Origin of the sequence: Pseudomonas entomophila, from assembly GCF_013523125.1 — a bacterium.
GTDB classification, from domain to species: domain Bacteria; phylum Pseudomonadota; class Gammaproteobacteria; order Pseudomonadales; family Pseudomonadaceae; genus Aquipseudomonas; species Aquipseudomonas entomophila_B.
Map to the genome: position 1 here is coordinate 42,979 of NZ_JAAMQJ010000035.1, position 11,366 is coordinate 54,344.

Here is an 11,366-nt window from a genome sequence, read left to right on the forward strand (position 1 = left end):
CCCGGCTTTCACTTATTGTGATTGCAATTAACACGATGCGTGTTTATCCTTTGAGCATCAATGGAGGAAGACCGTATGAACCAAGTCCGAATGATCCGCGAAAGGGCTGGCGTGACCCAGGCAGCGCTGCGCCGTCAGCTCGGCTGGAACCAGTCTCGTCTGGCTAATTACGAATCCGGCCTTAGAAATCCAGGCCTACAAGAGGCGCGCCAGATAGTCGAAGCGCTGAACGAGTTGGGCGCCCGATGTGCGCTCGACGATGCGTTCCCGCCAGAAAAAGCAGCTGCCTAATCAACTTCAACAGCAAGGAGCCACCCCCGCATGTACGCCAATCCCAAGCACCTGCATGACCGCGAGATCAAGGTCAGGGTTGATGAGGACACTTTCAACTTGATTCAGGCCTTGGCCGCGTACCACCGCACGCAGCGTGCCGTGCTGTGCCGCGAGCTGTTGGAGGCGCAGTTGGCCGCGCTGGCTTCGGAGAATACAGGCGATCAGACCGCAGCCTGAAGGCCGCGAGGAGGCCCTATGCCGACCGAACAATTCGGCTTGGACCAGGGATCGATGGATGTGCTCGAGCGAGAAGCGCGGAAGAGGGGTATCACCCCGGAAGCGCTTGCAGCCGAGCTGATTGATCGAGAGCTGGCCAGCCGGACGAAACCTCGAAACGCGAGGGGGACGGTTCAGCCGTTTCAGCGCAAGGCCTGAATAGGCCCTGAATAGCCCGAAAAGCGGGCACAAAAAAACCACCGGGCAAGGGTGGCTTTTTCAACAACAAATCAACGAGACCGATCATGACAAATATCGTCCCACTGCGCAATACCGGGGGGTTTACCCGGATGGACAACCAGCTGATGGAAGCACTGGCGGCCGTGCACCTGTCGCCAGCTGAGTTCAAGACCCTGCACGCCATCACTCGCCTCACTGTCGGCTTTCAGCTGCAGGAGCGCCGCATCACCGCCGAAGAGATCGCCAAGAAGACCAACATGCTGGCTGCACACGCTTCACGCGCCATCAGCAGCCTGCTGGCCCGTCGCGTCCTGTATCGGGTGGGTGGCAGCCGTGGTGATATCGGCATCTGCGATCCTGCAGAGTGGGTTTATCAAGAGCCGAAGAAAGACAAATCGACTCAACCAAAATCAGTCGAAATTACCAAAATTGGTAGTCTCGCCAGCGTCACGAAACTACCAATTTCCGACGACTCCCATCTTTATACGAAAGAAAAACCCCTTGTAACTGTTCCTACGGAACAGATTACAGCCCCCCAGGGGGCAGAACCCGCCCAGCCTGAAGCCAGCCAGGTTTCGTTCAACGGCGAAGAATTCCACGTCTCCACCGACCTGATCAACAAGTGGGCAGCAGCCTACGCCCCGATGGATGTCGAGGCCGAGATCAAGCGAGCAGCGGCCTGGGCCAGCGGCAGCAAGCCGAAGAAGAACTGGCGCCGCTTCCTGGTCAACTGGCTGGGCCGTGAGTTCAAGCGCAACCCGAATGGCGCCAGCGAGGCAGGCGTTCCGGTCGACAAGATCATTGAGCTGTACCACCGCGTTTGCCCGAACCTTCCAGCCGTGACCGTCGCCAGTGACCGCGTGCTGCGCAGCATGATCGCCGAGCGCTGGAACGAGTCCCCGGCCCACCAGAGCGGGCAGGGCTTCTGGCTCGGGTTCTTCCAGAAGGCCAACAACCGCAGCCAGGTGTTCTTCCGGGGCGCGAACGTCATACCGCGCCTGGAGGCCCTGGTCAGCCGCGCCGTCTTCCGCGAGATCTCGGAGGCCGCGCAGTGATCGAACTCCATAGCCTCGAAGCCGAACACGGCGTACTGGGCGCCATGCTTCGCCAGCCGCACCTGATCGACGTCCTGTCCGACGACCTGGCCGCTGACGCCTTTGCCTGGGAAGACAACGCCGACCTGTACCGCCTGATTTTGGAGCTGCACACCGACGGCCAGCCGGTTGACGTGATCACCCTGAGCGATCGCCGCGCCGAGCTGTCCAACGGTACTCGCACCCTGGCCTATGCCGGCGAGATCCAGGCCAACACGCCAAGCGTGGCGAACGCCAAGAGCTACGCCCAGATCATCCGCGAGCGCGCCATCTGCCGACAGCTGGCCGCGGCCGCCGAACGGATCAGCGAAGTCGCCCACGAGCAGGCTGACATCGAAGACAAGATCTCGCTCGCCCAGTCCATCGTGCTGGGCCTGGACGGCGCGGGCAAGGACGGCGAGTGCCAGATGATCGGCGACATCCTGGCTGAGCACGTCGAGATCCTGCAGGAGCGCTTGGACCGCTTCGAGCAGGGGATCGTCATGGATGGCCTGAGCACAGGCATCCCCGATCTGGACAGCTACACGCTGGGACTCAAGCCTGGGCAGATGATCGTAGTTGCGGGCCGTCCAGCAATGGGCAAGACCACCCTGGCGATGAACGTCGCGGCAGACGTGGGAATCAAGCAGCGCAAGCCGGTGCTGGTGATCAGCCTGGAGATGAGCAAGACCCAGCTCATGGACCGCCTGATTGCAGCCGTTGGCGGCATCCCGCTGCCGTCGCTCAAGACCGGTGTGTGCGCAGCTGACTACACCACCGAGCTGAACCTTGCGGTGCGCACGCTGCGCGAAGCCCCGATCTGCGTGTCGGACGTGCCAACCATGACCATGCCGCGCATTCGCTCCATCGCCCGGCGCCAGGCTCACCGCATGGGCGGGCTGGGGCTGGTCGTCATCGACTACCTGGGCTTGATGGAAGGTGAGGGCAAGGGCCGCACCGAAGACGTCACCGCCATGTCGCGGCAGATCAAGCTGCTGGCGCGTGAGCTGGGCTGCCCGGTGATCGTCCTGTCTCAGCTCAACCGTGGCTGTGAAGCCCGTCCGGACAAGCGTCCGGTGTTGAGCGACCTGCGCGAATCTGGCGCGATCGAGCAGGACGCCGACATCGTGATGTTCGTGTACCGGGATGAGGTGTACCACCCGAACACCCAGGACAAGGGCATCGGCGAAATCCTGATCCGCAAGAACCGAGATGGTGAGATTGGCATGGTGCCAACCGCCTTCCAAGGCGACCGCTCCCGATTCCTGCCACTGGCCACCAGATCCAGCCAGGAAAACGTGGTGCAGGTGAATTTCTGATGACTACGAAAGCCGAGATGAGGCGCCTGCTTGAGGCAGAGGTTGCCCTGCGTCCGACTACTGCCGGTGACGCCGAGCAACTCCAGGCATGGGTAGAGTCGGTGTCTGCGCTGCGCCAGGGCATCCCTGACTGGTCCGCAGCCATGCTCGGCTTGTTGAATGACCTCGATTCCCAGCGCAAGCCAGCCGTTGGCAAGGAGTAAAACTGATGGCTGACCGTATCAGCGTCAACAGCACCACCAAGCTCTCCGAAGCCATCAGCAAGCTGACCAGCATGTTCCGCGATAAGAAGTTCGTGGTGGTCAGCCTGCGCCCAGGCAAGGACCGCACCCTAGACCAGAACGCGCTGTGGTTCGGGTTCTACAAGCGCATCGCGGAGATGACCCAGATCGGCGACGCGGCCGACGCCCGGCGCTACTGCAAGCTGCACATCGGCGTGCATATCCTGCTGAACGAAGACGAGGAGTTTCAGCGGGCTTGGTACCGGGTCATGCGCCACCTGACCTATGAGGAGAAGCTGGCGGCCATGGGTGGCTGCAAGCTCTTCGGGCCTGATGGCATGCCTGTGACCAGTCTGTTCAACCGCGCCCAGGGCGTGGCCTACACCGATCGCATTCTGGCTGAGTTCACGGCCAAGGGCGTTTTCTTCGGCGACCTGGTGAGTGAGGTGGCGGCATGAAGAGCCAAGAAGCGAATCTCAAGCGAAACAAAGACGAAGGCGTCTTCACTGTGCCGGGATGGATCTGCCTGTATGGGCATGGCCTGACGCGGCGCGGCCTCCAGTGCGTTGTCTTGGCAGCGACCGGCAAAAGTGGCAAACAGATCGCCAGAGAGCTGGGAATCTCGCCCGGAACGGTCACTAACAGAATGGCGGATGCGCGACTGCACCTTAAAGCTACCAACCGCACCGAGCTGGTCGCAAAGGCAGTTGCTGCAGGAATCATCGCGGCAAATGAGGCCGAGCCATGCGCGTAGCCGATCCCAAGCCGAAGAAGTGCCGCGCCCCGGGCTGCGGCCAGCGCTTCAATCCCACCATGAGCACCCAGAAGGTGTGCAGCGTGGCCTGCGCCATCGCCATCTCTAAGGATTCGAAGCTCCAGAAGGTCGCGGCCAAGGCCATCACCAAGCAGGCGCGCCAGGACCTTCAGGAGCGCCGTGAGAAGCTGAAGACGCGAGCCGAGTACGCAAGGGAGGCCCAGGCGGCAATCAACCGCTACGTGCGCCTCCGTGACGCTCATCTCGGGTGTGTCAGCTGTGACAAGCCAGCGTCGTGGCAGGGGCAATGGCACTGCTCGCATTTCCGCAGTGTCGGCGCCGCCCCTCATTTGCGGTTCAACCTCTGGAACATGAACAAGTCCTGCAGTGCCTGCAACAACTTCCTGAGCGGCAACATCATGGCTTACCGGCCTGCGCTCATCCAGAAGATCGGCCAGGCCAGGGTTGATTGGTTGGAGTGCAACAGCGACATCGTCCGTCACGACATCCCATACCTGAAGCGGATCAAGACGATCTTCCTCAAGAAGTGTCGCCGGATCGAGAAATGGAGGATCGCAGCATGAAGTTGACTGCAGAACGCCTGCGCGAGCTTGTCAGGTATGAGCCGGCAACTGGAAAGTTCTACTGGATTGGCGAAAGCCGGGGCGGCTTCAAAGGATCGGTGATCATTCATCGGGCTGGCGACCTCGCTGGCGGCCGCAGGCGCAAGGATGGTAGGGCGCTGATCCGACTAGATGGTCGTCTCTATCTTGGTTACCGGCTGGCCTGGCTGTGGATGACTGGGAAATGGTCGGAGCTTGAAATTGACCACATCGACGGCGACCAGACCAACGACAGATTCTCAAATCTCCGCGAGGCGAGCAGACAGAAGAACCAACAAAACATTCGCAAGCCGCAAAGCAACAAGCGATCCAGCAGTCTCTTGGGTGTGTATGCCAATAAGCGGGGCAGGTCCGCACCTTGGAGGTCGGCAATAAGCGTCGACGGGAAGCAGCGAAGCCTTGGCGCATTCATGACCGAGCAGGAGGCCCACCAAGCCTACGTGGCTGCGAAGCGAATCCTGCATGAGGGCTGCACGTTATGAGCCACACCATCGAAGACCTGCAGGCCATCAAGGCCCTGTACCGCCAGAAACTACGAGACCTCAAGAGGAAAGCAGCATGAGCATTCAATGGGCATGGTTCGCACTGGCCGTGATGCTCACGGCTTCCGTCGGCACGGTACTGGTCGGGCTTGGCATCGCCGCCCGCAAGGCCCGCGCCGCCAGCTATCAGGAATTCATGGAGCGCAAGGCTCGTCGTACCGGGGGTGATGCATGAAATACCAGAACGTGATTTCCGCCGTAGTCCGAGCCCTGGCGGCCGAGACCATCAACAGCGCCGGCGGGTGCAGTGTCGAACCCCGGGTGCAGACCAGCAAGCTGAAAGGGGAGATCACCGGCAAAGAAGCGGCACTGCTGGCAGACTGCATCGTGCACAAGATGCTCCACGCACAGCTCAGTCCCAGGCAATGGCACGCGCTGCTGGCTAAGTACAGCACGCACAAGGGGCGCAAGCTCCAAGCCATCTGCGCGCTGGTGCCTGTCGTGCCAACGCCTGCGCCCAAGCGGTTCACCCAGCAGGCCGTAATGGTGTGGGCGGTGCCCGAGCAGCGAAAGGGCGTGCAACGGGCAGCAGCCCAGGTCAAGCCAGCCGAGGTGCGTGAGTGCGACAAGGGCGATGATCGCTGGGCCTGGCGGAATCAGGCCGCCCAGCGGGCCGTGGAGCGGGCCAACGCCCACGCCAAGGCAGTGGCCGAGGAGCGTCCGGGCGAGATGATCGTGCTGGCCGCGTCGAACTACGACATGACCACTTGGGATGATCAGGGTCTGACCGAGCGCACCTATCAGCGCTGGAACAAGGCCATCCGCGGCTCACTGGAGGGGCTGGTGAACGAGGCTCTGGTCGAGGCTCAGCACATGCTGGAGGCGGTGGGGGTGCTGGAAAGCGAGGCGGCATGAAAGAGTCCCTCAAAAGGGCTTGCAATGTCATGTCGCCATGTCGCAATATAAGCCCATCCTGTCATTCCTGCGCACGTTGAGGAGTGACCCAAAGAACCCGGCCATCGAGTCGGGTTTTTTTGTGCCCGGAGATTGTGCAGAGACCCACTGCCAGGGTGGCCCGAGAGGGGACCTGGACGCGGATAAGCCGGTAGTGCCGCGACGTGAAAAACACCGGCAGCCCAGGCGATCAGCCGCTTGCATGCGGATCAGCCTGAGGTTGGGAGAGCGAGACCAATGCATATGGGCGTTGGCGCTGGACCTGCCTGCGGCGGACGGCGGGAGAGACCGCACACCTAATCAAGGCTTCGTCATACAGAGATACTGGTTAGCGCGCCTGTAATTCGGAGTTGAGATTTTGTGAGGCGAATTTTTTATGGGTATATTGTTCAGATAGGTCACTAACAATCACTAGGACGTCTGCAATCATGAAAAAGATCGTCGCTGCCGTAACGCTTTCCCTGCTAGCTGTGGGCGCTCAAGCCGCTGAGCTTTCCGGGGCCATCGGCGCAACCAGTCAAGGCGGGCTTACGGCTCGTGCAGCAGTGGGGTTTGGCTGGGACAAGAGCTGGTTTGAAACCAGCACTGGTAGGCTCACTGGCTATTGGGATGCTGGGTATACCTACTGGGAAGCTGGAGACGCTTCGGGCGGCTCACACTCGTTGTCGTTCGCACCCGTATTTGTCTATGAGTTCGGCAGTGGCGATGTGAAACCATTCATCGAGGCGGGTATCGGGGTTGCTGTCTTCTCCGGCACGTCGGCTGGGGACCAAGAGTTCGGCTCGGCTTTCAACTTCGAGGACCGCATCGGCGCCGGTCTTAAATTCGGTGATAGCCAGAAGGTAGGCATCCGCGCTATCCACTATTCGAACGCTAGCATCAAGCAGCCAAACGATGGGATCGAGTCGTTTTCGCTGTTCTACAGCCACCGCATCTGACATCGCCGCAAATCGCTTGAAGCCCGGTCTAGTGCCGGGCTTTTCAGTTTTGGAGATGATCAAAGCCCAGCTGAGACGCGTAGGGGTAATAGTCAGCATAGCGGTGGAGAGAAACGCCACGACACCAACCTGACAGGGCTGGCATCTCCACTCATTCCAAGCCTCGCCACTATGCGGGGCTTTTTCATGCCCAGCGAGAGGTCGAGCATGGATTTTTTTCACCGCATGCTCGAAAAAGCGGACCTGGCTATTGCAGGACTGCTTGGGGCATTAGTTGCCACCCGCTGGCACAAGGACGACTTGCTCGACCGGAAGGCCTGGGTGCTGTTCCTGCTCACTGGCATGGCCTGCGCCCATTACCTCACCGGTATGGTGAGCGCCTACTTCGGCATCACCGAGCCGCGCAGTGTCGCCGGCGTCGGTTTCCTGCTGGGCACCTTCGGCGGATCGCTGATCGCCGCCATCACCCGCGCCATCAAGGCCGCTGATCTCTGGTCTGTCATCAGGTCCAAGTTCGGAGGGCCTAACCCATGATGCTCGAATACGTGAACGCGTTCGCTGCTGGGGGCATCGCCTCCTGGGCGGTGTGGTCGATCTTCAGCGGGAAGGTGCGCGACGGTGTGATCGGCAAGTTCCTGTACGCGGTCATCGCCCTGAGCGGCTACGCCATCCTGGCCCGGTCGGACCGGATGTTCTTCACCCCCAACACCGCCGGGGTCACGATGCACGTCGCCCTGTTCCTGGCCGGTCTCCGGCACATGTTCATGCTGACCTACTGGCCGCGTGTGAAGCGCTGGATCTGTCGGCGCCTGGACTGCGACATCTGCAAGCGGCCGAACTGATCCGCGCCACAAAATCGACATGCGCCGTTTCGTGGCGCGGGAGTGAGCATGAGCAGACCGATGCCGCCGGCCGAACTGCTCGAGTTGCCATTCCTCACACTGCGCCCGGCACCCGAGGTGTGGGAGTGGATACAGCGAGAGGTTCTTGCCGACACCGGAAGCATTCACAACCCAGAGCATGGTCATCTGATCGACGCCAACATCGGTGTGCTGTGGGCTTCCTCGTCGTTCAACAAGAAGGGTCGCAGTGTGTTGGGTCAGGCCGAACAGCTGATGATTCGCGCAGGCGGATGGCAGAAAGCGAGGCAGGAGCAGCAGATGCGCGCCTGGTTTGGCGACGAGCCTGAGTTCCTGATCACCCTGGCGGGTGACTACTGCGCCCAGTGCAGCGAGGCCGAGTTCTGCGCCCTGGTCGAGCATGAGCTGTACCACATCACCCAGGCGGTCGATCAGTACGGCGCACCCAAGTTCACCCAAGACGGCATGCCCAAGCTGGAGATGCGTGGGCACGACGTCGAGGAGTTCATCGGTGTAGTCCGCCGCTACGGTGCGAGCAACGACGTACAGCAGCTGATCGACGCTGCAAGCCGGCCGCCCGAGGTGGCTAAGATCAACATTGCGAGGGCCTGCGGAACCTGCCTGCTCAAGTCGGCCTGAGTCCTGACAGGTCCTGACGAGCGAATACCCTATGGCAACACTACGAAGCGAGGTCAAAGCCTTCATTGTTCAGGCTCTGGCCTGCTTCGATACACCGTCTCAGGTGGTGGAGGCCGTCAAGAAGGAATTCGGCCTGGAGGTCAGCCGCCAGGTGTGCGAAGGACACGACCCGACCAAGTACGCCGGGCGCGGCCTGGCGCAGAAATGGACTGACCTGTTCCATGAGAGCCGCAAGCGCTTCCGCGAAGAGACAGCGGACATCCCGATCGCCAATCGAGCCTACCGCCTCCGTGGCCTTGGCCGCATGGCTGAGAAGGCCGAGAGCATGCGCAACCTGGCGTTGACTGCCCAGCTGTACGAGCAGGCCGCCAAGGAATGCGGCGACATGTATGTCAACCGCAAGATCGAACCTGACAAGCCCCTGGGTTCCCAGGCGGACCAGCAGCACGCCGTTGCTGAGTACACGCTGGAGCCAGACGAGAATGTCCCGACTACCCCGTACCTATGACCCGCCGGTGAAGCTGACGCCGAAGCAGGCGAACATCTACGTGTGGGGGTTCCAGCCCCAGGCCCGCTTCCGGGACGCGGTATGCGGCCGACGCTTTGGCAAGACCTTCCTCGGCAAGGCAGAGATGCGCCGTGCGGCGCGCTTGGCGGCTGAGTGGGGCGTCAGCGTCGAGGACGAGATCTGGTATGGCGCACCGACGTTCAAGCAGGCCAAGCGCGTGTTCTGGCGCCGCTTGAAGCAGGCCATCCCGGAAGCCTGGCGCGCGGCACGGCCGAACGAGACCGAATGCTCGATCACGCTCAAGTCCGGCCACATCATGCGCGTGGTGGGGCTGGACAACTACGACAACCTGCGCGGCTCCGGCCTGTTCTTCGTCCTGGTGGACGAGTGGGCCGACTGCCCATGGGCGGCATGGGAGGAAGTGCTGCGCCCGATGCTCTCGACCTGCCAGTACACGATCCCTCAGACGGGGGAGTCGAGAAAGGGCGGTCATGCGCTGCGGATCGGCACGCCCAAGGGCTTCAACCACTGCTATGACACCTACCGCGACGGCCAACCCGGCGGCGAGCCTGACCACAAGAGCTGGCAGTACACCTCGCTGCAGGGCGGCAACGTTCCGGCCGAGGAGCTGGACGCGGCCCGGCGCAAGATGGACCCACGCACGTTCCGCCAGGAATACGAGGCCGGGTTCGAGAACTACGCGGGGGTCGTCTACTACACCTTCGACCGCAACGAGTGCAGTACCAGCGAGCGCATCAAGCCGGGCGAGACGCTGCACATCGGCATGGACTTCAACGTGATGAAGATGAGCGCGGTGGTGTACGTCATGCGCGACGGCCTGCCGCTGGCGCTCCACGAGTTCCACACGGTGCGCGACACGCCAGAGATGATCGAGAAGATCAAGGCCCAGCTCCCAGGTCATGGCGTCTCGGTCTACCCGGACGCCAGCGGTCAGAACACTAGCAGCAAGAACGCCAGCGAGTCGGACATCTCCCTGCTGAAGAAGGCAGGCTTCACCGTGGTGGTCGACTCGCAGAACCCCGGCGTGAAGGATCGAGTCAACGCGGTCAACGCCATGTTCCTCAACACCTACGGTGAGCGGCGCCTGAAGGTCAACATCGACCAGTGCCCCATGCTTACCCAGTGCCTGGAGCGGCAGACCTACGACAAGAACGGCGTGCCGGACAAGGACCCGAAGAAGGGTCACGACCATATGAACGACGCCGCCGGCTACTTCATCGCCAAGCGGTACCCCATCAAGAGCCAGTCGGCCGGCACCCGCCGCATCGGAGGTTTGGCGTAATGCCTGTTCAATCTACCCATCCAGACTACGACTTGTATGGTAGGACTTGAAGGGAGGAGGAGGGACTAGATCCGCTTCTGACTGTTCGCGCAGTACAGACCGTGGGAGATTTCGCCCCTCCTCCCTTCACCCAAGCGCCGATAAGGAATGCTTCCGGTTTTGACCGACGAAAGTACAAGCCTGCGCCTCTGGGTGGCCCTTCAAGCCCTTAGACCTTACCCCTGGAGACGCGCCCATGGCAATGCCAGCATCCGAACACAGCACGATCATAGGCGTCGATGTTGCTAAGGCTGAGCTCGTCATTTACGAAGACAGCTCCGGACAGTTGAGCACCATTGCCAACAATAAGACGGCCATCAAGCAATGGATCAAGGCATTGCCCGGCAACGTCTCGATTGCAATCGAGGCCACCAATGTCTATCACCTGCTGTTCGCCGATATGGTTCATGAAGCAGGACATACTCTTTACTTGATGGATGGTTATGCCCTGAGTCACTACCGAAAAGGTATTGGTTCACGAGCCAAGACAGACCCGATCGATGCCAGGGTACTGGCTCGTTACCTCAAAAACGAGAACGCTAACCTTAGCCCCTGGGTCCCGCCTTCGACGCTCTATCGCAACCTTGTCAGCCTGTTTCGCAGACGCGCGATGCTCGTCCAGACGCGTACAGCGCTAAAGCTGAGCTGGGAAGGCGAGCCGCTGCTCAAGGGCCTTTTAAAGTCCCAGCTCAGTTCGATGAAGCGCATTGAAGACCTCATCGAAAACATGATCAAGAAACTGCTGGAGCAGGCAGGACTGATGCCGCTAGTTAGGCGGTGCATGAAAGTTGAAGGTATTGGTTTTCTCACCGCTGCGCGTTTGGTCGCCACCTACCAACGAGGTGAGTTCAAGAGTGCTGATGCCTTCATCGCTTTTCTAGGAATGGACTTGCGGGTAGCTCAGTCGGGCAAGAAAAAAGAACG

Annotated in this window: 19 protein-coding genes and 1 pseudogene; all 20 read left to right on the forward strand. The window is 60.9% G+C overall.

Features of this window, described 5'->3' with window-relative positions:
• Nucleotides 1-75: 75 nt before the first annotated feature.
• The gene (locus G7007_RS16780) at nucleotides 76-291 is read left to right on the forward strand and encodes a helix-turn-helix transcriptional regulator (protein WP_181103415.1); all 216 of its coding nucleotides are present in this window, start codon (nucleotides 76-78) and stop codon (nucleotides 289-291) included.
• A gap of 30 nt (nucleotides 292-321) precedes the next feature.
• A complete protein-coding gene (locus tag G7007_RS16785) occupies nucleotides 322-510 on the forward strand; it encodes a hypothetical protein (protein ID WP_004573832.1) in 189 nt (62 codons plus the stop codon).
• A gap of 18 nt (nucleotides 511-528) precedes the next feature.
• Entirely contained in the window at nucleotides 529-708 is a 180-nt protein-coding gene (locus tag G7007_RS16790; protein WP_181103416.1) for a hypothetical protein, read from the forward strand.
• 86 nt (nucleotides 709-794) lie between these two features.
• Nucleotides 795-1,784, forward strand: a complete 990-nt coding sequence (locus G7007_RS16795) for a replication protein (protein ID WP_181103418.1) — start codon at nucleotides 795-797, stop codon at nucleotides 1,782-1,784.
• Nucleotides 1,781-3,121 (forward strand): replicative DNA helicase, encoded by a 1,341-nt coding sequence (dnaB, locus tag G7007_RS16800; protein WP_181103419.1) that lies wholly within the window; start codon nucleotides 1,781-1,783, stop codon nucleotides 3,119-3,121. The genes G7007_RS16795 and dnaB overlap by 4 nt, the downstream gene beginning before the upstream one ends.
• A complete protein-coding gene (locus G7007_RS16805) occupies nucleotides 3,121-3,324 on the forward strand; it encodes a hypothetical protein (protein ID WP_181103421.1) in 204 nt (67 codons plus the stop codon). Before dnaB ends, G7007_RS16805 begins: the two co-directional genes overlap by 1 nt.
• A gap of 5 nt (nucleotides 3,325-3,329) precedes the next feature.
• Nucleotides 3,330-3,800 (forward strand): hypothetical protein, encoded by a 471-nt coding sequence (locus G7007_RS16810; RefSeq protein ID WP_181103422.1) that lies wholly within the window; start codon nucleotides 3,330-3,332, stop codon nucleotides 3,798-3,800.
• On the forward strand, nucleotides 3,797-4,096 hold the full coding sequence (locus tag G7007_RS16815; RefSeq protein ID WP_181103424.1) for a helix-turn-helix transcriptional regulator: 300 nt from the start codon (nucleotides 3,797-3,799) through the stop codon (nucleotides 4,094-4,096). The genes G7007_RS16810 and G7007_RS16815 overlap by 4 nt, the downstream gene beginning before the upstream one ends.
• Entirely contained in the window at nucleotides 4,087-4,680 is a 594-nt protein-coding gene (locus tag G7007_RS16820; protein ID WP_181103425.1) for a recombination protein NinG, read from the forward strand. Before G7007_RS16815 ends, G7007_RS16820 begins: the two co-directional genes overlap by 10 nt.
• Nucleotides 4,677-5,201, forward strand: coding sequence for an HNH endonuclease signature motif containing protein (locus tag G7007_RS16825; RefSeq protein WP_181103427.1), 525 nt, complete (start codon nucleotides 4,677-4,679; stop codon nucleotides 5,199-5,201). Before G7007_RS16820 ends, G7007_RS16825 begins: the two co-directional genes overlap by 4 nt.
• A 5-nt stretch (nucleotides 5,202-5,206) precedes the next feature.
• Nucleotides 5,207-5,281 (forward strand): annotated as a pseudogene (locus G7007_RS22675) (recombination protein NinG); the annotation flags it as partial.
• Nucleotides 5,278-5,436: a hypothetical protein gene (locus tag G7007_RS16830; RefSeq protein WP_181103429.1), complete on the forward strand. Its 159-nt coding sequence runs from the start codon at nucleotides 5,278-5,280 to the stop codon at nucleotides 5,434-5,436. The pseudogene G7007_RS22675 and the gene G7007_RS16830, both read left to right, overlap by 4 nt.
• Nucleotides 5,433-6,116, forward strand: a complete 684-nt coding sequence (locus tag G7007_RS16835; RefSeq protein ID WP_181103431.1) for a hypothetical protein — start codon at nucleotides 5,433-5,435, stop codon at nucleotides 6,114-6,116. Before G7007_RS16830 ends, G7007_RS16835 begins: the two co-directional genes overlap by 4 nt.
• Before the next feature lie 467 nt (nucleotides 6,117-6,583).
• Nucleotides 6,584-7,093, forward strand: coding sequence for an acyloxyacyl hydrolase (locus G7007_RS16840; RefSeq protein WP_181103433.1), 510 nt, complete (start codon nucleotides 6,584-6,586; stop codon nucleotides 7,091-7,093).
• 207 nt (nucleotides 7,094-7,300) lie between these two features.
• A complete protein-coding gene (locus G7007_RS16845) occupies nucleotides 7,301-7,627 on the forward strand; it encodes an MFS transporter (RefSeq protein ID WP_181103440.1) in 327 nt (108 codons plus the stop codon).
• Nucleotides 7,624-7,935 carry a hypothetical protein gene (locus tag G7007_RS16850; protein WP_144938394.1) on the forward strand — a complete coding sequence of 104 codons (312 nt, stop codon included), beginning with the start codon at nucleotides 7,624-7,626 and terminating at the stop codon, nucleotides 7,933-7,935. The genes G7007_RS16845 and G7007_RS16850 overlap by 4 nt, the downstream gene beginning before the upstream one ends.
• 48 nt (nucleotides 7,936-7,983) lie before the next feature.
• Entirely contained in the window at nucleotides 7,984-8,592 is a 609-nt protein-coding gene (locus tag G7007_RS16855; protein WP_181103434.1) for a putative metallopeptidase, read from the forward strand.
• Nucleotides 8,593-8,623: 31 nt separating this feature from the next.
• Nucleotides 8,624-9,100, forward strand: coding sequence for a DUF2280 domain-containing protein (locus G7007_RS16860; protein WP_181103436.1), 477 nt, complete (start codon nucleotides 8,624-8,626; stop codon nucleotides 9,098-9,100).
• Nucleotides 9,075-10,403 (forward strand): phage terminase large subunit family protein, encoded by a 1,329-nt coding sequence (locus G7007_RS16865; protein WP_181103437.1) that lies wholly within the window; start codon nucleotides 9,075-9,077, stop codon nucleotides 10,401-10,403. Before G7007_RS16860 ends, G7007_RS16865 begins: the two co-directional genes overlap by 26 nt.
• A 235-nt stretch (nucleotides 10,404-10,638) precedes the next feature.
• The coding region (locus G7007_RS16870) for an IS110 family transposase (protein ID WP_181103439.1) at nucleotides 10,639-11,366 on the forward strand (728 nt) is incomplete at its 3' end.

Excerpts from the sequence above, each read along its gene's own strand:
- G7007_RS16845 (WP_181103440.1), top strand. The coding sequence starts at position 7,301 with ATGGATTTTTTTCACCGCATGCTCGAAAAAGCGGACCTGGCTATTGCA.
- G7007_RS16815 (WP_181103424.1), top strand. The coding sequence starts at position 3,797 with ATGAAGAGCCAAGAAGCGAATCTCAAGCGAAACAAAGACGAAGGCGTC.
- G7007_RS16865 (WP_181103437.1), top strand. The coding sequence starts at position 9,075 with ATGTCCCGACTACCCCGTACCTATGACCCGCCGGTGAAGCTGACGCCG.
- G7007_RS16790 (WP_181103416.1), top strand. The coding sequence starts at position 529 with ATGCCGACCGAACAATTCGGCTTGGACCAGGGATCGATGGATGTGCTC.
- G7007_RS16795 (WP_181103418.1), top strand. The coding sequence starts at position 795 with ATGACAAATATCGTCCCACTGCGCAATACCGGGGGGTTTACCCGGATG.
- G7007_RS16780 (WP_181103415.1), top strand. The coding sequence starts at position 76 with ATGAACCAAGTCCGAATGATCCGCGAAAGGGCTGGCGTGACCCAGGCA.
- G7007_RS16810 (WP_181103422.1), top strand. The coding sequence starts at position 3,330 with ATGGCTGACCGTATCAGCGTCAACAGCACCACCAAGCTCTCCGAAGCC.
- G7007_RS16820 (WP_181103425.1), top strand. The coding sequence starts at position 4,087 with ATGCGCGTAGCCGATCCCAAGCCGAAGAAGTGCCGCGCCCCGGGCTGC.
- G7007_RS16825 (WP_181103427.1), top strand. The coding sequence starts at position 4,677 with ATGAAGTTGACTGCAGAACGCCTGCGCGAGCTTGTCAGGTATGAGCCG.
- G7007_RS16805 (WP_181103421.1), top strand. The coding sequence starts at position 3,121 with ATGACTACGAAAGCCGAGATGAGGCGCCTGCTTGAGGCAGAGGTTGCC.
- G7007_RS16830 (WP_181103429.1), top strand. The coding sequence starts at position 5,278 with ATGAGCATTCAATGGGCATGGTTCGCACTGGCCGTGATGCTCACGGCT.
- G7007_RS16835 (WP_181103431.1), top strand. The coding sequence starts at position 5,433 with ATGAAATACCAGAACGTGATTTCCGCCGTAGTCCGAGCCCTGGCGGCC.
- G7007_RS16785 (WP_004573832.1), top strand. The coding sequence starts at position 322 with ATGTACGCCAATCCCAAGCACCTGCATGACCGCGAGATCAAGGTCAGG.
- G7007_RS16860 (WP_181103436.1), top strand. The coding sequence starts at position 8,624 with ATGGCAACACTACGAAGCGAGGTCAAAGCCTTCATTGTTCAGGCTCTG.
- G7007_RS16850 (WP_144938394.1), top strand. The coding sequence starts at position 7,624 with ATGATGCTCGAATACGTGAACGCGTTCGCTGCTGGGGGCATCGCCTCC.
- G7007_RS16855 (WP_181103434.1), top strand. The coding sequence starts at position 7,984 with ATGAGCAGACCGATGCCGCCGGCCGAACTGCTCGAGTTGCCATTCCTC.
- G7007_RS16840 (WP_181103433.1), top strand. The coding sequence starts at position 6,584 with ATGAAAAAGATCGTCGCTGCCGTAACGCTTTCCCTGCTAGCTGTGGGC.